The 26,701-nt window shown below is 73.3% G+C and carries 19 protein-coding genes and 2 pseudogenes; 6 read left to right on the top strand and 15 right to left on the bottom strand.

The annotated features are described in order from the left end of the window. Nucleotides 1-634: 634 nt before the first annotated feature. Together OG247_RS44910 and OG247_RS30630 are read left to right on the top strand one after the other, a co-directional pair. Nucleotides 635-1,075 (top strand): annotated as a pseudogene (locus OG247_RS44910) (SCO5717 family growth-regulating ATPase); the annotation flags it as partial. Between the two features lie 99 nt (nt 1,076-1,174). Beyond that, nucleotides 1,175-3,636 (top strand): annotated as a pseudogene (locus tag OG247_RS30630) (AAA family ATPase); the annotation flags it as partial. Here the strand turns inward: OG247_RS30630 and OG247_RS30625 are convergent. The 9 genes from OG247_RS30625 to rimP all read right to left on the bottom strand — a co-directional run bounded on the left by OG247_RS30625 (nt 3,554) and on the right by rimP (nt 15,847). Next, the gene (locus tag OG247_RS30625) at nt 3,554-4,510 is read right to left on the bottom strand and encodes a bifunctional riboflavin kinase/FAD synthetase (RefSeq protein WP_327255208.1); all 957 of its coding nucleotides are present in this window, start codon (nt 4,508-4,510) and stop codon (nt 3,554-3,556) included. The pseudogene OG247_RS30630 and the gene OG247_RS30625 sit on opposite strands and share 83 nt — an antisense overlap. A gap of 56 nt (nt 4,511-4,566) precedes the next feature. Continuing rightward, nucleotides 4,567-8,328, bottom strand: a complete 3,762-nt coding sequence (locus OG247_RS30620; protein ID WP_327255207.1) for a serine protease — start codon at nt 8,326-8,328, stop codon at nt 4,567-4,569. Nucleotides 8,329-8,620: 292 nt separating this feature from the next. Further along, nucleotides 8,621-9,529: a tRNA pseudouridine(55) synthase TruB gene (truB, locus tag OG247_RS30615; protein ID WP_327255206.1), complete on the bottom strand. Its 909-nt coding sequence runs from the start codon at nt 9,527-9,529 to the stop codon at nt 8,621-8,623. Continuing rightward, complete coding sequence (gene rbfA / locus OG247_RS30610; RefSeq protein ID WP_327255205.1) at nt 9,526-9,984, bottom strand: 30S ribosome-binding factor RbfA; 459 nt, start codon at nt 9,982-9,984, stop codon at nt 9,526-9,528. Before rbfA ends, truB begins: the two co-directional genes overlap by 4 nt. Before the next feature lie 28 nt (nt 9,985-10,012). Continuing rightward, nucleotides 10,013-10,306, bottom strand: a complete 294-nt coding sequence (locus OG247_RS30605) for a DUF503 domain-containing protein (RefSeq protein WP_030161467.1) — start codon at nt 10,304-10,306, stop codon at nt 10,013-10,015. A gap of 163 nt (nt 10,307-10,469) precedes the next feature. Beyond that, nucleotides 10,470-13,631, bottom strand: coding sequence for a translation initiation factor IF-2 (gene infB, locus OG247_RS30600; protein WP_327255204.1), 3,162 nt, complete (start codon nt 13,629-13,631; stop codon nt 10,470-10,472). 151 nt (nt 13,632-13,782) lie between these two features. Continuing rightward, a complete protein-coding gene (locus OG247_RS30595) occupies nt 13,783-14,070 on the bottom strand; it encodes a YlxR family protein (protein ID WP_327255203.1) in 288 nt (95 codons plus the stop codon). A gap of 188 nt (nt 14,071-14,258) precedes the next feature. Continuing rightward, complete coding sequence (gene nusA, locus OG247_RS30590; RefSeq protein WP_327255202.1) at nt 14,259-15,347, bottom strand: transcription termination factor NusA; 1,089 nt, start codon at nt 15,345-15,347, stop codon at nt 14,259-14,261. A gap of 2 nt (nt 15,348-15,349) precedes the next feature. Continuing rightward, entirely contained in the window at nt 15,350-15,847 is a 498-nt protein-coding gene (gene rimP, locus OG247_RS30585; protein ID WP_266904030.1) for a ribosome maturation factor RimP, read from the bottom strand. A gap of 166 nt (nt 15,848-16,013) precedes the next feature. Here rimP and OG247_RS30580 point away from each other — a divergent pair, with 166 nt between their 5' ends. From OG247_RS30580 to OG247_RS30565, 4 genes are read left to right on the top strand one after another with little or no spacing between them, the layout of a single operon-like run. After that, complete coding sequence (locus tag OG247_RS30580; protein WP_327255201.1) at nt 16,014-16,625, top strand: hypothetical protein; 612 nt, start codon at nt 16,014-16,016, stop codon at nt 16,623-16,625. Beyond that, nucleotides 16,622-17,083, top strand: a complete 462-nt coding sequence (locus OG247_RS30575; protein WP_327255200.1) for a ferritin-like domain-containing protein — start codon at nt 16,622-16,624, stop codon at nt 17,081-17,083. The genes OG247_RS30580 and OG247_RS30575 overlap by 4 nt, the downstream gene beginning before the upstream one ends. A gap of 52 nt (nt 17,084-17,135) precedes the next feature. After that, nucleotides 17,136-18,038 (top strand): aminoglycoside phosphotransferase family protein, encoded by a 903-nt coding sequence (locus tag OG247_RS30570; RefSeq protein WP_327255199.1) that lies wholly within the window; start codon nt 17,136-17,138, stop codon nt 18,036-18,038. Between the two features lie 42 nt (nt 18,039-18,080). Beyond that, on the top strand, nt 18,081-19,034 hold the full coding sequence (locus OG247_RS30565; protein WP_327255198.1) for a slipin family protein: 954 nt from the start codon (nt 18,081-18,083) through the stop codon (nt 19,032-19,034). Nucleotides 19,035-19,234: 200 nt separating this feature from the next. Here OG247_RS30565 and OG247_RS30560 read toward each other — a convergent pair whose 3' ends face one another. The 6 genes from OG247_RS30560 to dxr form a co-directional block, all read right to left on the bottom strand. After that, nucleotides 19,235-20,938: a proline--tRNA ligase gene (locus OG247_RS30560; RefSeq protein WP_327255197.1), complete on the bottom strand. Its 1,704-nt coding sequence runs from the start codon at nt 20,936-20,938 to the stop codon at nt 19,235-19,237. A gap of 73 nt (nt 20,939-21,011) precedes the next feature. Beyond that, nucleotides 21,012-21,581, bottom strand: a complete 570-nt coding sequence (locus tag OG247_RS30555) for a GNAT family N-acetyltransferase (RefSeq protein WP_327257696.1) — start codon at nt 21,579-21,581, stop codon at nt 21,012-21,014. Nucleotides 21,582-21,670: 89 nt separating this feature from the next. Continuing rightward, the gene (locus OG247_RS30550; RefSeq protein ID WP_327255196.1) at nt 21,671-22,516 is read right to left on the bottom strand and encodes a GNAT family N-acetyltransferase; all 846 of its coding nucleotides are present in this window, start codon (nt 22,514-22,516) and stop codon (nt 21,671-21,673) included. A gap of 267 nt (nt 22,517-22,783) precedes the next feature. After that, complete coding sequence (gene ispG / locus OG247_RS30545) at nt 22,784-23,941, bottom strand: flavodoxin-dependent (E)-4-hydroxy-3-methylbut-2-enyl-diphosphate synthase (protein WP_243337575.1); 1,158 nt, start codon at nt 23,939-23,941, stop codon at nt 22,784-22,786. A gap of 197 nt (nt 23,942-24,138) precedes the next feature. Beyond that, nucleotides 24,139-25,440 carry a M50 family metallopeptidase gene (locus tag OG247_RS30540; RefSeq protein WP_327255195.1) on the bottom strand — a complete coding sequence of 434 codons (1,302 nt, stop codon included), beginning with the start codon at nt 25,438-25,440 and terminating at the stop codon, nt 24,139-24,141. Beyond that, nucleotides 25,437-26,690: a 1-deoxy-D-xylulose-5-phosphate reductoisomerase gene (gene dxr / locus OG247_RS30535; RefSeq protein WP_327255194.1), complete on the bottom strand. Its 1,254-nt coding sequence runs from the start codon at nt 26,688-26,690 to the stop codon at nt 25,437-25,439. The genes OG247_RS30540 and dxr overlap by 4 nt, the downstream gene beginning before the upstream one ends. Nucleotides 26,691-26,701 lie beyond the last annotated feature (11 nt).

Below are 26,701 nucleotides of genomic sequence, written 5' to 3'. Positions count from 1 at the left end.
GTGGTGCGCCGGGAACGGGCGGGGCGTGCTCACGCGTGCCACCCACCCACCGACCGGCCCGGAAAGGGCACACCAGGAACCGGCAGCCCGAGCCGGGCAAGCCGAGACCCGCCGGACCGGGAACCGGCGGACCGGCGGAACCGAGCCGGCCTGGAACCAGACGACCGGCACGGGCGTGGCATTAACCGACGGCCCCCGAACCGGTGAGCCCGGACGGGCAGGCCAAACACCGGCAGGGCCGATCCGAACGAGCCGGGGCGAAGGGTCAAGAGCAGGCAAGCCCCCATCCGACAGCCCCAGGAGGGACGGAGCAGGAAGCGGCAGGCAGAGCCGAACGAGCCAGGGGCCCCGCCGGCCCGTCCGGCGTTTGAGGGCCGGGTCAGGGCGGAGCCCTGGGAACGGCGGAAGGGTGGGTAGGGGACTTCGCCCCGCAGGGCCGACCCACCCGCACCAGGCGAGCGGCGCCGCACCGGGCACCGGCAGGCCGAGCCGAACGGAGCCCAGCCGAACCGAACCGAACCGAGCAAGCCCGGGACGAACCAGCCACGAGCACGCAAGCTCCGAACCACCAGGCGGGAACGCACAGCGCCGGAACGGGCACGACCGACAAGCCCGCGCCGGGAAGTACGGGCGGATGGGGGGCCGCAGGGCAGGAGCCGGCGGACGGCCACCGCCGGGCGGGAACCGGCAGGCACCCTCCGCCGGCCGCGAAAGCGCATGCCCGGCCGCCGGATCAAGACCGGGCCGAGACGCGGTGACGCGGCACGTCGGGGAGGCGGGGATTGGCCGGGGGCCCGGCCGTATGGGCAGGATGGAGGCGGCCACCGGCCCGTGTTCGGCCTCGGTACGGGCCGACGGGGGCGGATACCGGCTACGGGACCCGATTAGGCTGGGCGACGGCGTGGCGCGGTGGGACGCCGGACCAGTGTTCGATAGACCAGGAGGACCAGTGAGCGGCGATCGGAACGAGAGGCGCGGCGGGACGTGGGACGTCCCGACGGACGATCAGTCCGACGCGGAGCCCGAGCTGACGGGCGAGTTCACCATCGACTACACCACGCCGGCCTGGTACACGCAGGGCGCGGATCCGGCGGCCGCCGCGATCCCGGGTCTGCCCGAAGGCAGCGGTTTCGAGCCCCACCGGCCGCCGTCGGACCTGGAGACCCCTCCGACGATGCGCATCGCCCGACCGGCTCCGCGCACGGCCCCGTCGGACGCACCGGCACCAGCACCGGCACCGGCACCGGCACCGGCACCGGCCATGCCGTACGCAGGCACCCCCGGCGCATCCACGGCGCCGACCCCGGACTCCGCGACCGCCGCACCGTACGCCCCGGCCGCGGACGCCCCGTACACGGACGCCCCGTACGCTCCGGCAGCAGACACCTCCGCCCCGCCGTACCCCCCGGTCCAGGACGCTGCCGTCCCCCACCCGCCGGTCCCGGACACCGCACAGCCGTCATACCCGTCGGCCTCGGACAGCGCCGCCCAGGCCGGCAGCCCGGCCTCGGACGCCGCCCGGCCGTCGACCCCGTCGACCCCGTCGGTCTCGGACAGCCCCGTCCCGCCGCACACGCCGGGCCCGGACTCCGGACTGCCGTCGTACCCGGGTACCGCCGCCGCGTCGTCCCCTGTTTCCCCGGACACTTCGGACACCGCCGCCCCGCCCCACATCCCGGCGTCGGGCACCGACCTGCCGCCGGCCCCGCAGAGCCCGACCGGTTCGGGTTCCGCGGGTTCCGCCGCGCCCGCGGGCGCACAGGGCTCCCCCGGCGAGCCGTACGCACCGGCGCCGTATCCGAGCGACGCCCTGCCCGTCGAGTCCCCGGCCGACCGGAGCCCGTTGAGCGACCCGTACGCGTCCGCGCCGGTCGACCGCACGCCGCCCGCTGACGTGCGTACGCCCACTCCCCCCGCGGGGACGGTCGTTCCGACACCGCGCGCGACGAACACGTTCGAGGGATCCGCCGGATCGGACCCGGCCTCCGGCGCCGAACTCCCCCAGCGGCCCGCCGAGTTGTATCCGTCCATCGATCCGCGGGCCGGCTACGACATCCTCCCGCCCGAGCAGCCCCAGCCCCAGCCCCGGACGCCGGACGCCGGGTACGGATTCCCGCCCGCGCAGCAGACCCCGCAGCCGCAGACGCCGCAGCCCCAGACGCCGGACGGTTACGGGTTCCCCCCGCCCGCACAGCAGCAACAGCAGCCGCACCCGTACGCCGACCCCCGCAGCGGCCAGTGGCCGCAAGGCCCGCAGGGCCCCCAGGGTCAGGACCCCCGCTACGGCTCCGCCCAGCCCTCCGGCGGCGCCCCCCTCGGCTACACCGCCGCCGTCGAGCTGTCCTCCGACCGCCTGCTCCGCGGCAAGCAGAAGGCGAAGAGCGGCAACAACGCCCCCGGAGGCGGCGGCCTGTTCCGCTTCGGCGGCAAGGCGGCCGAAGCGGAACGGCGCCGCAAGCTGGAGCTGATCCGCACGCCGGTCATGTCCTGCTACCGGATCGCCGTCATCAGCCTCAAGGGCGGCGTCGGCAAGACCACGACCACCACCGCCCTCGGCGCCACCCTCGCCACCGAGCGCCAGGACAAGATCCTGGCCATCGACGCGAACCCCGACGCCGGAACCCTCGGCCGCCGCGTGCGCCGCGAGACCGGGGCCACGATCCGGGACCTGGTCCAGGCGATCCCGTACCTGAACTCGTACATGGACATCCGCCGGTTCACCTCCCAGGCCCCCTCCGGGCTGGAGATCATCGCCAACGACGTGGACCCGGCCGTCTCGACGGCCTTCAATGACGAGGACTACCGCCGCGTCATCGAGACGCTCGGCCGCCAGTACCCGATCATCCTCACCGACTCGGGCACCGGCCTCCTCTACTCCGCCATGCGCGGGGTCCTGGACCTGGCCGATCAGCTGATCATCATCTCGACCCCGTCGGTGGACGGCGCGAGCAGCGCCAGCACCACCCTCGACTGGCTCTCCGCGCACGGCTACGCCGACCTCGTCTCGCGCTCCCTCACCGTGATCTCCGGGGTCCGCGAGACCGCCAAGATGATCAAGGTCGAGGACATCGTGCGGCACTTCGAGACCCGCTGCCGCGGTGTCGTCGTGGTCCCGTTCGACGACCACCTCGCGGCCGGCGCCGAGGTCGACCTCGACATGCTCCGGCCCAAGACGCGCGAGGCCTACTTCAACCTCTCCGCCCTGGTCGCCGAGGACTTCATCCGCGCCCAGCAGCAAACGCCCCCGAACCACTGGGGCCAGCAGCAACAGCAGCCGCAACAGCCGCAGCCCCAGCCCCCGTACGGGCAGCAGCAGTACCCCACCCCCGGCCAGGCCTGGCCCCAGCAGCCCGGTCAGCCGCAGCCCGGCGGGCCCCCGCGCGACCCGCGCCTGGGCTGACGGAGCCGGCACACGCACGAGGGCCCGTACCGCCCCCGGAATCCCCGGGACGGTACGGGCCCTCGCCCGTTGTCCAGCCGCTCGTACCCTCAGGCGGTCAGGCGGTCAGGCGGTCAGGCCGTCCGGCCGTCCGGCCGCCGATCCGCCGGGCCGTCAGCGCTCCGCGTCGTACGAGTCCGTCAGGCCCCGCGCGCGCTTCACGTCGTCCGCGATGGCCTCCAGCAGCCCGTCCAGCGACTCGAACTTCGCCATCCCGCGCACGTAGGCGAGGAAGTCGATGGACACGTGCATGCCGTACAGGTCCAGCCCGACCCGGTCGATGGCGTACGCCTCCACGGTCCGCTCGGTCGCGTCGAACTGCACGTTCGTGCCGACCGAGATCGCCGCCGGCATCCGCTCGCCGTCCGCCGTCAGCCAGCCCGCGTACACCCCGTCGGCCGGGATCGCGGTGTGCGGCTGCGTCTCCACGTTCGCCGTCGGGTAGCCGAGCTCGCGCCCGCGCTGCGCACCGCGCACCACGACGCCCTCGACCCGGTGCGGGCGGCCCAGGATCTCGGCCGCGCCGTCCATGTCGCCCTGCGCCACGAGCTTGCGCGCGAGCGTGGAGGAGAACGGCACGCCGCCGCCCGCCTCGCCGCGCTCCACCAGGTCCACGACCTCGACCTCGTAGTCGTAGGTGGCGCCGAGCTGCCGCAGGAACTCGACGTTTCCGGCGGCCTTGTGGCCGAAGCGGAAGTTCGGTCCCTCGATGACCGCCAGCGCGTGCAGCTTGTCGACGAGCACCTTCACGATGAAGTCGGCCGGGGACAGCTGCGAGAACTCCGCCGTGAACGGCAGGATCAGCAGCGCGTCCACGCCCAGCCCGGCCATCAGTTCGGCGCGCCGGTCGTAGGGGGCCAGGATCGGCGGGTGGCTGCCGGGGCGGACGACCTCGCTCGGGTGCGGGCTGAAGGTGACGACGACGGAAGGGACGCCCAGCTCGCGGGCCTTGGCCACGGCCCGTCCGATGATCAGCTGATGACCCCGGTGGACCCCGTCGTAGGAGCCGATGGTGACGACGCCGCGTCCCCAGTCCTGGGGGATGTCCTCCAAGCCACGCCAGCGCTGCACTGTGACCGCTCCTCGCCCGAACCCTGTAGGCCCTGTCCTGGTTGCCGATTGCAGGTCTAAGACTGCCATGCCGGTGGCCGCTGCCCATCATCGGCGTCTTCCGACGGGCACGCGCTGTGAGCGAGGGTCTCCACGGTCCGGCGCGCGCTGGGCCCCAGCAGCGCCGCCGCCTCCTGCGGAGCCCGCTCCAGCCAGGAGGCCACGAGTGCGCCGAAGGCCGGTTCGGCCCGGGCCAGCTCGACCGTGCGCCGCTCGAAGACCGCCGGCCCGCCCGGGGCCCGCAGCAGTTGCCGGCCCGTGCGCCGCAGCAGGTCCCGGGTACGGTCCGGGGCGCCGGCGGCCGCCCCCGCCGCCAGCGCTCCGAGGAAGGTGTCGAGCACCGAGGGGTCCAGTTCCTCGCGGAGCAGCGCCTCGGCCAGCTCGCCGCGGAGCGTGTACGAGGACTCCGTGCCCGGAGCGGCCAGTACGCCGGCCAGCGCGGCCCGCACCGGGGGCGGACCGGAGCCCAGGAGGTCCCGTACGAGCGGACGGAGCACGGGGGCGGCGGCCAGCCCCTGCTCGAGGCGCCGGTCCACGAACTCGGCGGCGTGCGCGGCGTCCTGCGGGTGCCCCGCCAGGTGGTCCCGTACGAGCTCGGCCGCGCGCCGCGCCAGGCCCGGCGTGGTCAGCGCGGCCAGCGCGCACACCACTTCCCCGTCGGCCCGCTCCCGCAGGGCGGCGAACACCGCGTCCGGGTCGGGGAGCACGGGGAGCGCGGCCACGAGCGCGGTGGCGGGCAGCCGCCGGCCGCGCCCTGGATCGCGGAAGCAGGCGAGGGCCTCGGGGAGGTAGCGGGCCCGTACCTGGGGGTCGCGGAGCAGGATTCCGAGGGCGCTGCCGTGCAAGGAGGCGTCCGCGGGGCGGGCGAGGAGGGTCTGCGCGGCGTAGCGCAGCAGCTCGCGGTCGGCGGGGGTCCGCACGTGCGGGGCGGTGAGCGGCCCGTACGCGGCGGCGGCGACCCTGCGGCCGGGCCGCTCGTCGTGCGCCCAGCGGTCCACGGCCCGGCTGAGGGCGGAGGGCTCGTCCTCGGCGAGTACGGCGAGCAGTTCGTCGGCGCGGGGGTGCGCGGCGGTGACGAGTGCCTCGGTGAGGTCGTCGACGGCAAGGCTGCGGTGGGTGTGCAGCAGCGCCTGCGCGGCGGTGGCGACGGTGGCCCCGGGCCGCCCGAGCAGCCGCCGCTCGTCGCGGAACCAGCCGCAGAGCAGCGGCTGCACGAGCCGCGGCGCCCGGACCAGCCGCCGGGCGGCGGCGTCGAGGAGGCGGTGGTCGTGGGGCACCAACCGCCGCAGCAGCTCGAACCGGTCGTCCTCGGCGACTCGCACCCGGGTCCAGAACCACCCCCCGAACTCCCCCTCGTCCTCCCGGCCCTGACCGGGCTCGGGCGGGCTTCCGGGCCCGGTGTGCCCGCCGGTCCCCGGGCCCCCGGAGTCGCCGGTGTCATCGGCGGCCGCTCCGGGGCGGAGCCCCGGTGGCCGCCCGGCCCGCCCGCCGGGTCCGTCGGCCACCGGGGCTCCGCCCTGCGCGGGGATCCGCAGGGGCCCGGCGGGGCCCGGGGCACCCAGGGAGCCCGCGTACGCCGCGGAGCCGGCCGGCGGCGGTGCGGGAGCCGCGGGAGCCGGTGCGGGAGCCGCCGGAAACGGTGCTGGAGCCGCCGGAGAAGGTTCCGGTTCTTCCGCCCCGGACGGCGCGGGCCGGGTCAGGTGGGCGGCGAGGGCGTGCAGGACCGGGAGGTACGGCGTGGCATCGGGGACCCGGAGGAGCGTCTCACCGACGAGCCGGGCGGCCCACCAGAGGGCCTCCGGGTCGGTGGCGCCGTCGAGCACGGCCACGAGCCGCTCCAGCGCTGCTCCCCGCTCTCCGGGCGGCAGCAGGCGGATGCCCTCCAGTACGGGCCCGATGCGGTGCCGGGGGACGTCCCGGCCCAGGGTGTCCAGGGCGGCGGGGAGGTCCAGGTGGGCGGCCTGCACCCAGTCGGCGAACTCCTCGTGGGCGAAGCGGTAGCCCTCCCCGCCGGGCACCAGCAGTCCCTCGGCGAGCACCGCGGAGGCCCATCCCGACCGCCACGGGAACAGTTCCTCGAAGGAGCCCCGGTCCAACTGCCCCTGCCCCGGGCCCAGACAGCGCCGCGCGGCCTCGTGAACCCGCCCGGCCACGCGCGCGGCCAGCCTGCCCGCGCCGGGCCCGAACACACCGGGGTCGCACGCCCCGGCCGGGTCCTCCCCGCCGGCGCCGTCCCCGCCCGCGCCGTCCCCTCCGATGCCATCGCGGCAGGCGCCGTCCGGCCCGAAGGCCCCGCGGGGTCTACGGGGCTGCGGGAGCGCGGCCGACACCCGGACGGCCACGCGCAGGCACAGCAGGTCCAGGTGTGCGGCGAACACCTCGTCGCGCGACGGACGGCCCGCGGTGACCCCGGCCGCGCGGAGTTCCGCGAGCAGCCGCAGCGTGAGCGGGTGCCGGGCGTCGGCTCCGTCGACGGCGCCGGCCGGGATCCCCAGCCGGGCCCGGACCGCCTCCGCTTCCTCCGGGGTCAGATCGCCGATCGGGACCGCGGGCGGCAGCCCCCGGGCCGGCCGCGCCGGGGTGTGGAGCATCCGCGGCGGGTAGAGGCGCCCGGCCGCCTCCCAGTGCTCGGGGCGGGCGGCCACGACCAGCCGGGCCCCGCTCGCGCCGAGCCAGGCGGCGGTGGCCCCGGTCCACGGCGCGGCCCGCCCGGCGAGCCGCGGCGGCATCTCCTCGGGCCCGTCCAGGACCACGAGCAGGGGCCGCCCGGCCGAAGCCACGAGCGCGGCCAGCGCCGACGCGGGGTCCGGCCCCGGCCCGGCGGCGGGCACCTCCAGGATCCGGCCCGCCTCCGTCAGTGCCCGCGCCACGGCGTCGGCCAGCGAGGCGTCGTCGGCCCGCAGGTCGGCGCCGCGCAGCCAGAGGGTCGGGGCGGGGTGCGGGCCGCGGGCGCGGCGGACCGCCAGGGCGGCGAGGGCCGTGGTGCGGCCGGTGCCGAGCCGTCCGACGAGGGCGAGGACCGGGCGGTCTCCGGCGGTGAAGGCGTCGAGTTCGGCGGCGATCTCCGGGCGGTCCACCGGCTCCGGTCCCCCCATGGCGAGGGCCGCTCCGAGTGTGGTGCCGGTGAGCTGCAGGGCTCCCGCGAGGTTCAGGTCGGCGCCGTGGCCCGGCACGGTGGCGGCGTTGCGTTCCAGGAGCGCGGCGAGGGGTCCGCCCGGATCGGCGGCGGCCGCGGCCGCGAGGGGCACGGCGAAGCCCCCGGAGCGGTGTTCCGCCCGCAGAGCGGTGCACAGGACCGCGAGCACCGCTCCGGTCCCGGCGTCCAGGACCGGGCCTCCGCAGGCCTCGCCGCCGAGCCGCAGCGCGTCGCGCCCGTCGGTCCCGATGGCGAGTTCCAGGGCGGCCGGGAGCAGGTGGAGGCGGTCCGTCGCAGGGTAGGTGGCCTCGGCGGCGCCGAGCACCCGCGCCTGGCGCCAGCCGCGCGCGGCCAGCCGTACGTACGTCCCGGGAGCGATCGCCCCCCGCGGCGCGACCGGCAGCGGCCGCGCCCCCAGCCCGTCGCTGCGTACGAGCGCCAGCCCCAGCTCCGGCAGGGCGGTCACGTCCGAGGCCCCCGCCGTCCAGGTCCGCTCCCCCGGCGCCGGCCCGTGCAGGACCAGCCGGGCCAGTCCGTCCACGGCTTCGTGGCTGGTGAGCACCGTCCCGCGGTCGTCCGCGACGAACCCGCTCCCCCGCGGCCGCCCGGCGAGATCGCAGATCCTGATCAGTTGCGCCGTCACCGCACCACTCCCCGCCGCGCGTGCCCCGTAGGCACGACGGTAGGCAGATGAAGATCAGCGGGAACAGCACGCGTGGCGAAAGCGCCCCCTTACGCTCCCTCCATTCACTCCGAGCGCCTGCTCGCACGGGTGAATAAGGGGGTCCGGGTGGATAGAGACCTACCCGAGGGGGGTCGTGGAGCGGTGAGCAGCAGTCCTTGTGCGCTCACCGCTCCACGTCAAACGAGCACAGGCCGGAAAAGCGAACCGGCCGGCCCGAAGGCCGGCCGGTCAACAGCATCAGGGGAACGGATCAGGCGAAGACGGCGAGCGACTTGGCCTTGCCGTTCTTGCTCTCCACGAGCCCGAGCAGCTGCCCGTCCGGCCCGTAGACCGCGACCGCCTTGCCGGGCTCGTACTCCTCCGGCATGTCGATCCGCACGCCGTTCGCCAGCAGCGACGCCCGCCGGGCGTCCAGCTGCCAGCGCGGGAACGCGGCGGCCGCCGCGTCGCCGATCGGCATGACGGTCAGCTCCTCCTGGAGCTGGTCGAGCGTGCGCGCCCGGTCGATCTTGTACGGACCCACCCGCGTGCGCCGCAGCGCCGTGAGGTGCCCGCCGACGCCGAGGTCGGCGCCGAGGTCCCGCGCGAGCGCGCGGATGTACGTACCGCTGGAGCAGACCACGGAGACGACGAGGTCGACGACCTTGGTGCCGTCCTCGGCCTCCGCCTCCCGCATGTCGTACACCTGGAAGGAGGAGACGGTCACCGGCCGGGCCGGGATCTCGAAGTCCTCGCCGTCGCGGGCGCGCTTGTAGGAGCGCACGCCCTTGATCTTGATGGCGCTGACCTTGGACGGGACCTGCATGATCGCGCCGGACAGCTTGGCGATGCCCGCGTCCACGCCTTCGCGGGTGACCCCGGTGGCGTCCGTGGACGAGGTGATCTCACCCTCGGCGTCGTCCGTCAGGGTGTTCTGGCCCAGCCGGATGGTGCCGAGGTATTCCTTCTCCGTGAGCGCGAGGTGGCCGAGGAGCTTGGTGGCCTTCTCGACGCCCAGGACCAGCACGCCCGTCGCCATCGGGTCGAGCGTGCCGGCGTGGCCGACGCGGCGGGTCCTGGCGATCCCGCGCATCTTGGCGACCACGTCGTGCGAAGTGAATCCGGACGGCTTGTCGACGATGACCAGGCCGTCCGGAGTCTTTTCTGCGTTGGTGCTCATTCCGCGGCTGCGTCCTCGTCCGAGTCGTCGTCCTCGTCGGGCTTCTTGTACGGGTCGGCTTCGCCGGCGTACTGAGCGCCCGAGGAAACCTCCCGCACCTGGGCGTCGGAGGTGCGCGCCTTCTCGAGGAGGTCCTCGATGCTCTTGGCGGTCTCCGGAAGGGCGTCCGCCACGAACGTCAGGGTCGGCGTGAACTTGGTCTGCGCCGCCCGGCCGACCGCGGAGCGCAGTACGCCCTTGGCGCTCTCCAGGCCCGCCGCCGCGCTGACCCGCGCCTCGTCGTCGCCGTACACCGTGTAGAAGACCGTGGCCTCCCGCAGGTCGCCGGTGACCCTGGTGTCCGTGATGGTCACGTGCGTACCGAGGCGGGGGTCCTTGACGCCGCGCTGCAGCTTCTCGGCCACCACCTCCCGGATGAGGTCCGCCAGCTTCTTCGCCCGCGCATTGTCGGCCACTGGTCCGTCTCCTTCTCAAGTCTTGCGGTCAGTCTTCATCACCGTGGAGCCGTCGTCGTACCGACAGCAGCTCCACTTCCGGACGTGCCGCGACCAGCCGCTCGCAGCGGTCCAGTACATCCGAGAGGAACCCCGTGTCCCCACTCACCAGAGCGACCCCTATACGGGCCCTGCGGTGCAGGTCCTGGTCGCCCACTTCGGCCGCGCTCACAGAGAACTTGCGCTGGAGCTCGGCCACGATGGGCCGGACGACGGAGCGTTTCTCCTTCAGCGAGTGAACGTCGCCGAGGAGCAGATCGAAGGACAGAGTCCCCACGTACATGCAGTTCCGGATATCCCGCCGGTGCGGGTTCGGTGGCCTGCCGGCCGTCGCGCGGCAGGGTCATCAGAACCGTACACGCAACGGCCGGGGCCGATCGACGGATATTCCGCCGACCGGCCCCGGTGTTACAGCTGCCTACGACACGGTGCGAACCGCCTCGCGCTTACGCGCGGGGCTTCTCGCGCATCTCGTACGTCGCGATGACGTCGTCGATCTTGATGTCGTTGAAGTTACCGAGGTTGATACCGCCCTCGAAGCCTTCGCGGATCTCGGTGACGTCGTCCTTGAAGCGGCGCAGACCGGAGATGGTGAGGCTCTCGGCGATGACCTTGCCATCGCGCAGGAGCCGCGCCTTGGTGTTGCGCTTGACCTCGCCGGACCGGATGAGGACACCGGCGATGTTGCCCAGCTTGGACGAGCGGAAGACCTCGCGGACCTCCGCCGTACCGAGCTCGACCTCTTCGTACTCCGGCTTGAGGAGGCCCTTGAGAGCCGCCTCGATCTCCTCGATGGCCTGGTAGATCACCGAGTAGTAGCGGACGTCGACACCCTCGCGCTCCGCCATCTGCGCGGCACGGCCGGCCGCACGGACGTTGTAGCCGATGACGATGGCGTCGGAGCCCATCGCCAGGTTGATGTCGGACTCGGTGACCGCACCCACACCGCGGTGCAGGATGCGGATGTCGACCTCTTCGCCGACGTCGAGCTGGAGCAGCGAGGACTCGAGAGCCTCGACCGCACCGGACGCGTCGCCCTTGATGATGAGGTTGAGTTCCTGGACCAGACCGGCCTTGAGGACCGAGTCGAGGTCTTCCAGGGACACCCGGCGGACGCGCTTGGCGAAGTTGGCGTTGCGCTCACGCGCAGCACGCTTCTCGGCGATCTGACGGGCGGTGCGGTCCTCGTCGACGACGAGGAAGTTGTCGCCGGCGCCGGGGACGTTGGTGAGACCCAGGACCAGGACGGGGGTCGCGGGACCCGCTTCCTCGACGTTGTTGCCCTTGTCGTCGAGCATGGCGCGCACTCGGCCGTAGGCGTCGCCCACGACCATCGTGTCGCCGACGCGGAGGGTACCGCGCTGGACGAGGACGGTGGCAACGGCACCGCGGCCGCGGTCGAGGTGGGACTCGATCGCAATACCCTGAGCGTCCTGCTCCGGGTTGGCGCGCAGGTCGAGCGAGGCGTCGGCGGTGAGGACGACGGCCTCGAGCAGGGAGTCGATGTTCAGACCCTGCTTGGCGGAGATGTCGACGAACATCGTGTCGCCGCCGTACTCCTCGGCGACCAGACCGAACTCGGTGAGCTGACCGCGCACCTTGACCGGGTCGGCACCCTCGACGTCGATCTTGTTGACCGCGACGACGATCGGGACGCCGGCGGCCTGGGCGTGGTTGAGCGCCTCGATCGTCTGCGGCATGACGCCGTCGTTGGCCGCGACCACGAGGATCGCGATGTCGGTCGACTTGGCACCACGGGCACGCATGGCGGTGAACGCCTCGTGACCCGGGGTGTCGATGAAGGTGATCTTGCGCTCTTCACCGTTGACCTCGGTACCGACCTGGTACGCACCGATGTGCTGCGTGATGCCACCGGCCTCGCCCGCAACGACGTTCGTCTTGCGGATGGCGTCGAGCAGTCGGGTCTTACCGTGGTCGACGTGACCCATGACGGTCACGACCGGCGGACGCGGCATGAGGAATTCCTCGCCGCCCTCGTCCTCGCCGAACTCGATGTCGAAGCCCTCGAGGAGCTCGCGGTCCTCTTCCTCCGGGCTGACGATCTGAACGACGTAGTTCATCTCGCCGGCCAGCATTTCGAGGGTCTCGTCGGAGACGGACTGCGTGGCAGTGACCATCTCGCCGAGGTTCATCATCACGGCGACGAGCGACGCCGGGTTGGCGTTGATCTTCTCCGCGAAGTCGGTGAGGGACGCACCGCGCGACAGGCGAACGGTCTCGCCGTGACCACGCGGCAGCATGATGCCGCCGACCGACGGGGCCTGCATGGCCTCGTACTCCTGGCGACGCTGGCGCTTGGACTTGCGCCCACGACGCGCGGGACCACCGGGACGGCCGAAGGCGCCCTGCGTGCCACCACGGGCATTGGGACCACCGGGACGCCCGGCGAAGCCGGGACGACCGCCGCCACCGGCACCAGCCGGACCGCCGCCGAAGCCGCCACCGGGACGGGGACCGCCGAAGCCGCCACCGCCGCCGGGACGCGAGCCCGGACCGGCCGGACGACCGGCGAAGCCGCCGCCCGCGGGACGACCGGCGCCACCGGCGCCGCCGGGACGGGGACCGCCCGCACCGGGACCACGGCCACCGGGGCCGCCACCGGGACGGGGACCGGGACCACCGGCAGCGGGACGCTGCGGCATCATGCCCGGGTTGGGACGGTTACCACCGGGGGCACCACCGGGACGCGGGGCGCCGCCCTGCGGACGCGGCATGCCGCCCGGGGTCGGACGACCAGCACCGGCACCCTGCGGACGCGGAGCGCCACCGGGGCCGCCCTGCGGACGGGGAGCGCCACCCTGGCGGTCACCGGCGCCGGGGGCACCGGGACGGGGAGCGCCGGCCGGACGGGGCGCCTGCGGGCGCGCCATGCCGGTGGAGCCACCAGAGGTGAACGGGTTGTTGCCCGGACGGGGACCGGCCGGACGGGCGCCCTGCGGACGCGGGGCCGAGGCACCGGGACCTGCGGGACGCTCGGTGCGCGCCGGAGCGGCACCGGCCGGACGCGGGGCGCCGGGACGGGCGCCGGACTGGCCGCCCTGGGCCGCCGGACGCTCGGGGCGCTGCTGCGCCGGGCGCGGGCCGGGGGTCGCGCCGGGACCGGCGGGACGCTCGGTGCGCGCCGGAGCCGCGGCGGCCGGAGCCGCCGGGGGCGCGGAGAACTCGGTCGCCACGGGAGCCGCCGGAGCGGGCTTCGGGGCGGCCGGAGCCTTGGGACCGGGACGCGGACCACCGGGGGCGGCGGTCGGGGTCACCGGGGCGGGGGCGCTGACGGCCGGGGCCTCGGCAACGACCGGCTTGGGGGCCGGTGCGCCGGGCTTCGGGGCAGCAGAACGTGCAACAGCACCCGGGGTGGGAACCCCGGGCTTGGCGGGGGCGGCCTTGCGGGGCTCACCCGGCTTCGCAGCGGACTTGCCGGCGTTGCCGCCGGGGCCCTGCAAAGCATCGGTCAACTTGCGTACGACCGGCGCCTCGATCGTCGAGGACGCCGAACGGACGAACTCACCGAGTTCCTGGAGCTTGGCCATGACGACCTTGCTCTCAACTCCGAACTCCTTGGCGAGTTCGTATACCCGGACCTTAGCCACTTCGCTCCTTTTAGGTCCGGGTTACGCCGGACCGTCTCTACTTCATGCTCGTACTCATCGCGTACTCATCGAGGGGTGCTCATCGCAATCTCGACCTACTTCCAACTCGCGAGGTACCTGACCGCACGGTGATCCGTGCCGTACTACGTGCCTACGGTGTCGCCTCGGCCTCATCGGCCAGGGCTTTGTGCAGTTCCGCCGTGTCGAACGGTCCTGCGGACTTGAAGGCCCGGGAGAACGCCCTACGGCGGACAGCCTGGTCGAGGCAGACCACGGCGGGGTGCACGTAGGCACCCCGGCCGGGCAGCGTACCGCGAGGATCGGAGACACATTTGTCACCGACCGCCACGATGCGCAGCAGATCGCTCTTGGCCGCTCGCTCCCGACACCCCACACAGGTGCGTTCGGGGCATGCGCGGGCTTGCGTCCGGCCAGACACGCTTAAGTCTACCTCCCCGCACCGACCTCACCCCTTCGGGCGAAAAATCGAACGGATGTTGTCGTGATCACGAGTGCCGGGTCCGGCCGCCGAAACCTCGGCGGCGGACGGCCCTGCACGTCGAGCAGGGCTCTTGTCGCCCCTGCAGCTCTTGTGTACCGCTCGGACAGCTCCGGGCGGTACCGGTTTTATTCCCCGCGGCGGTCGTCGCGCCGGTCGTCCCGGCGGTCGTCACCCCGGTCGTCGCGGCGCTCGTCGCGGCGCTCGCCGCGGTCGCGGTCGCGGTCGTCCCCGTCCGAGGGCTGCTCGGTGTCGGGACGGATGTCGATGCGCCAGCCGGTCAGGCGAGCGGCGAGGCGGGCGTTCTGGCCCTCCTTGCCGATGGCCAGCGACAGCTGGTAGTCGGGCACGGTCACCCGCGCGGACCGGGTGTCCCAGTCCACGACCTCGACCTTGCTCACCCGGGCGGGTGACAGGGCGTTGGCGACCATCTCCGCCGGGTCGTCCGACCAGTCGACGATGTCGATCTTCTCGCCGTGCAGCTCGGCCATCACGTTGCGCACGCGGCTGCCCATCGGGCCGATGCAGGCGCCCTTCGGGTTGAGGCCGGAGCGGTTGGCGCGGACGGCGATCTTGGTGCGGTGACCGGCCTCACGGGCGATCGCGCAGATCTCGACGCTGCCGTCGGCGATCTCCGGGACCTCCAGCGCGAACAGCTTCTTCACCAGGTTCGGGTGGGTGCGCGACAGGGTCACGGACGGACCGCGGACACCCTTCGCCACCCGCACGACGTACGACTTCAGGCGCAGTCCGTGCGTGTAGTCCTCGCCGGGGACCTGCTCCTGCACCGGCAGCATGGCCTCCATCTTGCCGATGTCGACGAGGACGTTCTTCGGGTCCTTGCCCTGCTGCACCACGCCGGTGATGACATCACCCTCGCGGCCCAGGAACTCGCCGAAGGTCAGGTCGTCCTCGGCGTCGCGAAGACGCTGGAGGATCACCTGCTTGGCGGTCGTCGCGGCGATGCGGCCGAAGTCCGACGGGGTGTCGTCGAACTCCTTGGCCTCCTGGCCCTCTTCCAGGTCCCTCGGGTCCTCGGTCGCCCACACGATCACGTGACCGTTGGTGCGGTCGAGCACGACGCGTGCGCGCCGGAAGCTTCCCTCGGTGCGGTGGTACGCGATGAGGAGGGCCGACTCGATCGCTTCGACGAGCAGGTCGAAGGAAATCTCCTTCTCCCGAACCAGACCCCGCAGGGCACTCATGTCGATGTCCACGACTACGCCTCCTCTTCCTTCTTGTCCTTGCGGTTGAACTCGATCTCGACACGCGCCTTGGCGATGTCGGTGAATACGATGCGGCGGGCGGTCGCCTTGCGGCCCTTCACGCCCGGGACTTCGAGGTCCATGCCCTCGTCGTCGACGTCGAGGATGCGGGCGATCACTTCCCCGCCGTCCGACGTCTGGAACTTCACGAGCCGGCCGATCGCCCGGATGTAGTGACGGTGCTCGGTCAGCGGGCGGTCAGCGCCCGGCGAGCTCACTTCGAGGACGTACTCGTCCTCACCCATCGCGTCGGTCTCGTCCAGCAGGTCCGAGACCTCGCGGCTCAGCTCGGCGCACGCGTCCAGCTCCACGCCCTCGTCGGAGTCCACGATGATGCGCAGCATCCGGCGCTTGCCCGCCTTGGACGTCTCGATCTCCTCGAGGTCCAGGCCCTTGGCGGCGACGAGCGGCTCCAGCAATGCGCGCAGCCTGTCGCTCTGGGTGGTGCTCATCCGGGTGACTCCTCGGCCGCGTGTGCTGTTGTGATGTCCGTCGTGCGTCAGGTCAAAGGGTATCCGGTCGCGGGGGGTGTTGCCGTCCGCCCTGTGGGCGGGCCCCCGGGTACCGTGATCACAGCCTGCCAGCCATCAGCCCGGTCAACACCCCAAGGACGTCTCCGTGCCCTCGACCCTGCCGTCGCGAAGAGGCCTGCTCGCCGGTGCCGCGGGCATCGCCGGAGCCGCACTGCTCAGCGGTTGCTCCGACGACCGGCCGCCCGCAGCGGCCCCCGAGGTTCCACTCGAACGGCGGATGCGCGAGACGGCCGTTCGTGACAGCGAGCGACTGCTGGAACGTTACGACGCCACGACCGCGGCCCATCCGGCCCTCGCGCAGCGCCTCGCACCGCTGCGCGCCTCGGTCGCGGCGCACACGGCGGCCCTGGCCGACGAGGGGTCGTCGGCCGCGTCGTCGTCATCGGCCTCGCCTTCCCGGCCCGCGGCCCCGGCCTCCGCCTCCTCGTCCGCTTCCCCCTCCCCCTCCGCCTCCCCCTCGTCCGTCCCGTCCGGAGCCGCGGCCGCCGCCCCGCCCGCTTCCGGGACCGTACCGGTGCCCCCCGCGCCCGCCGACGCGCTGACCGCCCTCGCGGACGCCGAGCGGAGCCTGGCCGAGGCCCGGACGATCGCCCTGGCCGGCGCCCCCGGGGAGCTGGCGCGGATGCTGGCCTCGGTGGCGGCGTGCGGCCACGTGCACGCGTACCTGCTGACCTCGAACCCGGGAGCCTCCTCGTGACCCCCGCCCCCGTCCCCTCCCCCGCCGGCCGGGTCCTGGAGGCCGCGCAGGCGGCGCTGGCCGCCGAGCACGCGGCCGCGTACGGCTACGGCGTGATCGGGGCCCGGGCCTCGGCCGCCCGCTCCGCCGAGGCCCGCGAGGCGTACGTCGGCCACCTCGCGCGCCGCGACGCGCTCGCCCGCACCGTGCGTGAGCTGGGCGGTTCCCCTCGCCCCTCGGAGGCCGCGTACACGCTGCCGTTCACCGTGCGCACGCCCGCCGACGCCGAGCGGCTGGCCGCCGGGATCGAGGACCGGGTGGCGGGCGCGTACTCCGATCTGGTGCGCGCCGCCGAGGGCCGGTTGCGCCGCGAGGCGGCTGACGCGCTCACCGCCGCGGCCGTGCGCGCGGCACGCTGGCGTGGTGTCGGCGTAGCCTTCCCTGGGCTCACGGAACGCGCGGACACACCGCCGACCTAGCGCGCAAGCATGCGCGACGAGCCCGGGCACAGCTGAAAGGGACCACGCACGCATGGCTTTCGAACCGCCGCAGCGGCTCGTACGGGCGCTCGGCGAACTGCCGGAATCGGCGCACGTCTCGGACTGGCTGGGGCAGCTCCCCCGGCTGGCGGAGGGGGCGCTGGCCCGGCGCGGGGTGCACGCCCAGCGGGTGCAGGCCCCCGGCGGCCGCAGCAGCCTGGTCGTCCTCGTCCGGTACGCAGACGGGACCCCGGCCGCGCTGAAGTTGGCCCCGCCGGGGCTCCGGCCCGACCGGGAACTGGCCGCGCTCGCGCACTGGGGCGGCTTCGGGGCCGTACGGGTCCTCGACACGCGCCACCACGAGGAGGACGGGGCGCTGCTGCTGGAACGGCTGCACCCCGAGGTCTCGCTGCGCTCGCTGCCGGAGGCGAAGGCGCTACTGGAGGCCTGCGGCACGCTGCGCAGGCTGTGGGTGGCCCCGGCGCGGGGGCACGGCTGGGAGACGGTCGCCGAGCGGACCGCCGAGCAGGCCGAGGTGCTCCGCAAGGCGCCCCCGGAGGCGGCCGAGCTGGCCTCGGCGGCGCTCGCGGCCCGCGAGGAGCTGACGGCGGCGCCGGCCGAGGAGCTGTTGCTGCACGGGAACTTCCGGCAGGGCAAGGTCCTCGCCGGCGAGCGCGCCCCGTGGCTGGCGGTGGGCCCCGACCCGATGGTCGGCGAGCGGGCCTACGACCTGGCACGGCTGGTACGGGACCGGCTGGAGGACCAGATGGCCTCCTCGGCGGGGGCCTCGGGCGCCCGGCGGCGGGTGAACAAGCTGGCCGACGCCCTGGAGGTGGACCGGGACCGGCTGCGGGGCTGGACGCTGTTCCGGGCCGTCGAATCGGGCAACCGGGCGCTGGCGGCGGGCCGGCGGCGGGATGCTGAGCTGCTGCTGGAGTTCGCGGGCTGGTTGTAGGGCATAAGTCCCTTGGGGGGACGTGCCCGGCAGGAGGCCGCCATGCTCCAGGAACTGCTGACAGCCGGCGCCGTCGCGGGCGTCGGGATCGCGGCCTACGTGGGCGCCGCCGCCCGGGTGGTGAAGCAGTACGAGCGGGGCGTGGTCTTCCGCCTCGGCCGGCTGCGGGGCGGCGTCCGGGGGCCCGGCTTCACCTTCGTGGTCCCGGTCATGGACCGGCTGCGCAAGGTCAACATGCAGATCGTGACGATGCCGGTGCCCGCCCAGGAGGGGATCACCCGGGACAACGTCACGGTGCGGGTGGACGCGGTCGTGTACTTCAAGGTGGTGGACGCGGCCAGCGCGATCATCGAGGTGGAGGACTACCGCTTCGCCGTCTCCCAGATGGCGCAGACCTCGCTGCGGTCGATCATCGGCAAGTCCGACCTGGACGATCTGCTGTCCAACCGGGAGCAGCTCAACCAGGGCCTGGAGCTGATGATCGACAGTCCGGCGGTGGGCTGGGGCGTCCAGATCGACCGGGTGGAGATCAAGGACGTCTCGCTCCCGGAGACGATGAAGCGGTCGATGGCGCGGCAGGCGGAGGCCGACCGGGAGCGGCGGGCGCGGATCATCAACGCGGATGCGGAGCTCCAGGCCTCGAAGAAGCTGGCGCAGGCGGCGGAGGTCATGTCGGAGCAGCCCGCCGCGCTTCAGCTGCGCCTGCTCCAGACGGTCGTGGCCGTCGCCGCGGAGAAGAACTCCACCCTCGTCCTCCCGTTCCCGGTGGAACTCCTGCGCTTCCTGGAACGCGCGGCCCCGTCGCCCGCGGCGCAGCCGTCTCCGGGACCGGCGGCCCCCGCACCTGCGGCGCCGTCCCCCGGCCTCGCGGGCCCCGCTCTCGCGGTGGCGCCTGCGGACGCCGGTGCGGGGCTCGGCCCCGGGGCGGCGGACGAGCCCTGCCTGGACGGCGCCCCGTCGCCGCCGCCCCCGGCGGAGCCGGACGAGCGCGGCTAGGCGCTGCGCGGAGCCGTCCCCTACCCGCCCTTCCACCGTTCCCCGGGCTGCGCCCGGACCCCCTGGGGCTCCGCCCCAGACCCCGCGCCTCAAACGCCGGCGAGGCTGGATCGATCCAGCCCGTCCGGCGTTTGAGGACCGGGTCCGGGCAGAGCCCGGGGAACGGGCGAAGGGCGGGTAGGGGACCCGGCCCCGCAGGGCTACGCGCCGGCGGTCAGGCGGGACAGGGCCTCCGCCAGGGGGAGCTCCTCGCGGGTGCCGGAGCGGCGGTCCTGGAGCTCCACCACCCCGTCCGCGGACCGGCGGCCCGCGACCAGGATCCACGGGACTCCGATGAGCTCCGCGTCCGTCAGCTTCACCCCGGGCGACAGGCCCGGCCGGTCGTCCAGGAGGACGCGGAGACCGGCCCCGGCCAGGGACTCCGCCGCCGACTCCGCCAGCGCGAGCGGCACCGCCTTGCCCGCCGCCACGACGTGGACGTCGGCCGGGGCGACCGCGGCGGGCCAGCACAGGCCCCGCTCGTCCGCCGTCTGCTCGGCCAGCGCGGCCACCGCGCGGGAGACGCCGATCCCGTAGGAGCCCATCGTGACCCGGACCGGCTTGCCCTCCTTGCCGAGGACGTCGAGTCCGAACGCGTCCGCGTACTTGCGGCCGAGCTGGAAGATGTGCCCGATCTCGATGGCCCGGTCGAGCCGCAGCCCGGCTCCGCAGGAGGGGCAGGGGTCGCCCTCCTCGACGACGACCACGTCCAGGTACCGGTCCACCTCGAAGTCCCGCCCGCAGACCACGTTCCGGGCGTGCGTGTCGGGCCGGTTGGCCCCCGTCACCCAGGAGGTGCCCGGTGCGACGCGGGGGTCGGCGAGGTAGCGGACCTTCTCCAGGCCCTGCGGGCCCACGTAGCCCCGTACGAGGTCGGGCCGGCCGGTGAAATCCTCCGCCGTCACCAGCTCCACGACCGCCGGGGCCAGGTGCTCCCCGAGCTTGCCGAGGTCGACCTCGCGGTCACCGGGCACGCCGACGGCGGTGATCTCGCCGTCCACCTTCACGAGGAGGTTCTTCAGCGTCGCGGAGGCGGGGACGCCCAGGTGCGCCGCCAGGGTCTCGATGGTGGGGGTGTCGGGGGTCGGGATCTCCTCCAGCGGGGCGTGCTCCCCCGGGGCCGGGGTCAGGGCGAAGGTCACCGCCTCCGTGTTGGCCGCGTAGCCGCAGGAGGGGCAGTCCGCGAAGGTGTCCTCGCCGGCCGGGGCCGGTGCCAGGAACTCCTCCGACGCCGAGCCGCCCATCGCGCCGGAGACCGCCGACACCACCCGGTGGTCGAGGCCGAGCCGCTCGAAGATGCGTACGTAGGCCTCGCGGTGGAGCCGGTAGGACTCCGCCAGGCCCTCGTCGGACACGTCGAAGGAGTACGAGTCCTTCATCTGGAACTCGCGACCGCGCAGGACGCCCGAGCGGGGCCTGGCCTCGTCCCGGTACTTGGTCTGGATCTGGTAGAGCATGACCGGCAGGTCCTTGTAGGACGTGCACTGGTCCTTGACCACCAGGGTGAAGATCTCCTCGTGGGTGGGGCCGAGCAGGTAGTCCGCGCCCTTGCGGTCCTTGAGCCGGAAGAGCAGGTCCCCGTACTCCGACCAGCGCCCGCTGACCTCGTACGGCTCCTTCGGCAGCAGTGCCGGGAGCAGCACTTCCTGCGCCCCGATCCCGTCCATCTCCTCGCGGACGATGCGCGAGACGTTGTCCAGGACCCGCTTGCCGAGCGGCAGCCAGCTCCACACTCCGGCGGAGCTGCGCCGGACGTAGCCGGCCCGGACCAGCAGGCGGTGGCTGAGGGTTTCCGCGTCGGCGGGGTCCTCGCGGAGGGTCTTGGCCATGAGGCGGGACATGCGCTGCACGTGTTGCGTTGACATGACGGGAGGCTACCGGGGCCCGCGGGGGCCGCGGAAACCGGTTTGAGGGCCCACCGGGTCGGGGCGGACGGGGTCAGGGCCTGCGCAGCGGCAGCGGGGCGCCCATGACGGCGTACGGGAGGCTCGCGCTCGGGAAGAGGACCTGGCGGGCGAGGTCCGTGTAGCCGAGGGACCGGTAGAGGCCGCGGGCGGGGCTGTCGGTGTCGATCGCGGAGAGGATCGAGCGTTCCTCGGCGGCGGTGTCGGTGATCAGGGTGATGAGGGCGCGGCCGACGCCCTTGCCCTGGAACCCGGGGTGCACGTGGAGCTCGGTGATCACGAAGGAGCCGTCGAGCCAGCTCTCGTGCCCGCCGGTCCGCAGGTAGGGCTCGACGACTCCGGACCACCAGTGCGTGCGGTCGTTGGGCATGCCGTAGACGAACCCGGCGAGCCCCCCGTCCTCGGTGAACGCACCGAGCGCGCGGGCTCCTCGGCAGGTCATGTGGCGCTGGACGATGTAGCGCCGGATGCCGATCTCTTCCTCGCTGAGCCCGAAGGCCATGGCCTGCACGCGCAGGGCCTCGTCGACCCGGGCGGCGAGGTCGAGGGGCCCGATGCGCAGTCCGGCGGGCCGGCCGGGGTCGTCTCCCGCGGGGGTTGGCATCATGCGGCGACTTTACTGGCCGACCGCGGGGTCGAACAGGAAGATCGGAACAGGACGCACACATCGGCACGGCACGGGCGGCGATGCGCTCAGAACAGCACGCTCATGAACGCGCCGACCTCGCGGAAGCCGACCCGGTGGTAGGAGGCGCGCGCCGCGGTGTTGAAGTCGTTGACGTACAGGCTGACCACGGGGGCCACGTCCCGGAGCGCGTACGCGACGACGGCGGCCATCCCGGTCTCCGAGTGCCCGCGGCCGCGGAACTCGGGGGCCACCCAGACGCCCTGGATCTGGCAGGCGCGGGTGGTCGCGGCGCCGATCTCGGCCTTGAAGAGGACCTTGCCGTCCTGGACGCGGGCGAACGAACGGCCACTGGCGACCAGCTCGGCGACCCGGGCCTGGTAGAGCAGGCCGCCGTCGCCGGTCATCGGGGAGATGCCGACCTCTTCGGTGAACATGGCCACGCAGGCGGGCATGATCAGGTCCATCTCGTCCTTGCGGATCCGGCGGACCCGGGGGTCGGCGGTCACCGCGGTGGACGGCTGCTCCATGACCATGAGCGGCTGGCAGGAGCGGACGTCGCGGGCCGGGCCCCAGTTCGGCTCCAGGAGCTGCCAGAGCAGCCCGGTGGCCTCGGCGGGGCCGACGATGGAGGAGCAGCGGCGGCCGGTGCGCCGGGCGCGGTCGGCGAAGGCCCGTACGGCGTCGGGTTCGGCGCAGACGGGCACCAGGTTGGCGCCGGCGTAGCAGAGGGAGCGGAGTACGCCGTCGGCGTACCAGCCCCACATCTCGCCGCCCAGACGCCACGGGTCGAGCCCGGCGATCTGGACCCGGGAGGTGACGAAGGCGTTCTCGACCGGCTCGCGGCCGAGGATGTCGAGCGCGGCGTCAAGATCACTGGGCTCAAGGACCCGGGTGGTGGTCTGCGTCAACACTGGGGCCTCACCATGCAAGTCTGCTGATCTCCGCACTGTACCCGGACCGGCTCCGAGATGCCCCCGAGGCCCCTCGGAGGCGCTTCACGGGCCCTTCACGGGCCGGCGCCGTCCGTCGGGGAGGCCGAGGAGGTGCGAGCGGCCGGCCAGGGCCCCTCGCCCGCACGGCACGCCGGGAGCCCGCATGCCGACGGGCCCGGGGCCGCACCTGCGGTCCCGGGCCCGTCACCGTTCCTCCTGCGGAGCCGCGCGGCTCCCCGCGGGGAACTACACGCCGATGGCGACCGTCGGCTCGCCCGACATCACGCCGTCCTTCTCCATCTGCTCGGCGATCTTCATCGCCTCTTCGATGAGGGTCTCGACGATCTTCGACTCGGGGACGGTCTTGATGACCTCGCCCTTGACGAAGATCTGGCCCTTGCCGTTGCCGGAGGCGACGCCCAGGTCGGCCTCACGGGCCTCGCCGGGGCCGTTGACGACGCAGCCCATGACGGCGACGCGCAGCGGGACCTCCATGCCCTCCAGGCCCGCCGTGACCTCCTCGGCCAGCTTGTAGACGTCCACCTGCGCACGCCCGCAGGACGGGCAGGAGACGATCTCCAGGCGGCGCGGCTTGAGGTTCAGCGACTCCAGGATCTGGATGCCGACCTTGATCTCCTCCACCGGCGGGGCCGACAGCGAGACGCGGATCGTGTCGCCGATGCCCTCGGAGAGCAGCGCGCCGAAGGCGACGGCGGACTTGATCGTGCCCTGGAACGCCGGGCCGGCCTCGGTGACGCCGAGGTGCAGCGGGTAGGTGCACTGGGCGGCGAGCTGGCGGTAGGCGTTGACCATGACCACGGGGTCGTTGTGCTTGACCGAGATCTTGATGTCGCTGAAGCCGTGCTCCTCGAAGAGGGAGGCCTCCCACAGCGCGGACTCGACCAGCGCCTCGGGCGTGGCCTTGCCGTACTTCTTCAGCAGTCGCGCGTCGAGCGAGCCGGCGTTGACGCCGATCCGGATCGGGGTTCCGGCGTCCTTGGCGGCGCGCGCGATCTCCTTGACCTTGTCGTCGAACTGCTTGATGTTGCCCGGGTTCACGCGGACGGCGGCGCAGCCGGCGTCGATCGCGGCGAACACGTACTTCGGCTGGAAATGGATGTCCGCGATGACCGGGATGTTCGACTTCTTCGCGATCACGGCGAGCGCGTCGGCGTCGTCCTGCGTCGGGCAGGCCACGCGGACGATGTCACAGCCGGAAGCGGTCAGCTCGGCGATCTGCTGGAGCGTGGCCCCGATGTCGGAGGTCCTGGTGGTGGTCATCGACTGCACGGAGATTTGGGCGTCGCCGCCGACGGCCACCGAGCCGACCTGGATCTTGCGGCTGACCCTGCGGTCGGCGAGCTTCGTCGGCACGGCCGGCATTCCGAGAGAGATGGCAGTCATCTGCTGTGCAACCCCAAGGTGTGGATATAGGTGCCGGGATCGGCGGGCCCCAGCGTCCGAGATTACGCCAAGCGGCACGTCTCCCGCGCATCGCAGGGGGTGTGCCACCCGAACGTAGGGAGCCGGGCACGATGCGTGCCCGGCTCCGGTCCTCTTGCTGTACAGGCGTCCCGTACGACGATCCGCCGATCTTTCGATCAGGTGATTCTGATGGGGTTGACCACGTCCGCGGCCAGCACCAACAAGGTGAAGCAGAGGAAGACCCCGGCCACCACGTACGCGGCCGGCATCAGCCGCGCCACGTCGAAGGGGCCCGGGTCGGCGCGCCGGAAGACCCGGGCGAAGGCCCGCCGCACCGACTCCCACAGGGCGCCCGCGATGTGCCCGCCGTCCAGCGGCAGCAGGGGCAGCATGTTGAACAGGAAGAGGGAGAGGTTGAACATGCCCAGGACGTTCAGCATGATCGACATCCGCTGCTCGCTCGGAATGTCGAGGTTCGCGATCTCCCCGTTGATCCGGGCGGCGCCGATGATGCCCATCGGGGAGTCGGCCTCCCGCTCGGCCCCGTTGAAGACCGAGTTCCACAGGGCCGGGATCTTGCCCGGGAGCTGGGCCAGGCCCTGCAGGCTGCTCTGGACGACCTCGCCGACCCGGTCCGCGGACTGGGTGAAGGTGAGCGGGGCGATCACGGACTTCGGGCCGACCCCGAGGTAGCCGGCCGAGACGTACTCGCCCTTGACGTAGCCGCCGTGGCCGTCGCTCTTGCCCACGCGGTTCTCCACGAGGCTCGCCTGGAGGGTCACCTTCTGCCCGTCGCGCAGGACGGTGAGGGTGGCGGGTCCGATGGTGTCGCGGATGTTCTTCTGGAGGGTGGCCCAGTCCTCGATCGGCTTGCCCTGGAAGCCCACGATCTTGTCCCCGACCTGGAGGCCGGCGGCCTTGCCCGGGGCGGCCGGGTCGCCGGCCCGGCACTCGTCGCGGTTCTCGCTCTGCTTGATCACGCAGTCGGTGACGGTCTGGACCTGGGTGGTCGTCTGCTGCACCCCGAAGGTCATCCACACGCCGAAGAAGATCGCCATCGCCAGGACCAGGTTCATGAACGGTCCCGCGAACATCACGATCACGCGCTTCCACGGCTTGCGCGTGTAGAAGAGCCGCGATTCGTCGCCCGGCTGCAGCTCCTCGTACGCCGCCGAGCGGGCGTCCTCGATCATCGTGCGGAACGGCGACGTGGAGCGGACGGTGACCTTGCCGTCCTCGCCCGGCGGGAACATTCCGATCATGCGGATGTATCCGCCCATCGGGATGGCCTTGAGCCCGTACTCGGTGTCGCCCTTCTTGCGCGACCAGATGGTCCGGCCGAAGCCGACCATGTACTGGGGCACGCGGATGCCGAAGAGCTTGGCCGTGGAGAGGTGACCGAGCTCGTGCCAGGCGATCGAGAAGAGCAGCCCGACCGCGAAGACGAGCACGCCGATCAAGGTGAGCAGTATGGTCATGCGCGCGCCTCCACTGCGGCCCGTGCCGCCGTCTCCTGTGCCCGGGCCCTGGCCCAGGTCTCCGCTTCAAGGACGTCCGCGACCGTGAGGGAAGTTCCCCCGGCGGGGGTTCCGTGCTCATCGACCACGGCAGAGACCGTATCCATGATTGCTGTGAACGGGAGCCGACCGGCCAGGAACGCCTCTACGCACTCCTCGTTCGCCGCATTGAACACGGCGGGCGCGGTCCCGCCCAGGGCGCCGACGTGCCGGGCCAGGCCCACCGCGGGGAAGGCCTCGGTGTCCAGCGGGAAGAACTCCCAGGTGGACGCCTTGGTCCAGTCGAAGGCGGTGGACGCGTCCGGGACCCGCTGGGGCCAGCCGAGACCGATGGCGATCGGGCCGCGCATGTCCGGCGGGGTGGCCTGGGCCAGCGTGGAGCCGTCCGTGAACTCCACCATGGAGTGCACGTAGGACTGCGGGTGGACCACGACCTCGATCCGCTCGAAGGGGATGTCGTAGAGCAGGTGCGCCTCGATGACCTCCAGCCCCTTGTTGACCAGGGTCGCCGAGTTGACGGTGATCACCGGGCCCATCGCCCAGGTCGGGTGGGCCAGCGCGTCCTGCACCGTCACCGAGGCCAGCTCGGCTCGGGTGCGGCCGCGGAAGGGCCCGCCGGAGGCGGTCACCACGAGCTTGCGCACCTCGGCGCGGGTGCCCGCGGCGAGGGCCTGGAAGAGCGCCGCGTGCTCGGAGTCCACCGGGATGATCTGGCCGGGCTTCGCCAGGGCCTTCACCAGCGGGCCGCCGACGATCAGCGACTCCTTGTTGGCGAGGGCCAGCGTCCGCCCGGCCTTCAGCGCGGCGAGGGTGGGCGCGAGGCCGATGGAACCGGTGATGCCGTTGAGCACGGTGTGGCACTCGGAGGCGGCGAGCTCGGTCGCCGCCTCCGGTCCGGCGAGGATCTCGGGCAGCGGCTCACCGGGGCCGTACTCGGAGTCCAGCGCCTCCTTGAGGGCCGGTACGACGTCTTCGCGCGCGACTGCCACGGTCCTCACGCGCAGCAGCCGGGCCTGCTCGGCCAGCAGCGCGACCCGGCCGCCGGCGGCGGACAGGGCCGTGACCCGGAACCGGTCCGGGTTGCGCAGGGCGAGGTCGATGGCCTGGGTCCCGATGGACCCGGTGGAGCCGAGGATGACGATGTCCCGACGGCCGGCCGCGGGGTCGAAGAGGAGGTGCGGATCGGCGAGGGGGGATGGGCGGTCGCTCATGGACCCATTGT

This window comes from Streptomyces sp. NBC_01244, from assembly GCF_035987325.1.
Lineage (GTDB): Bacteria > Actinomycetota > Actinomycetes > Streptomycetales > Streptomycetaceae > Streptomyces.
This window is presented reverse-complemented; position numbering and strand designations above follow the sequence as displayed.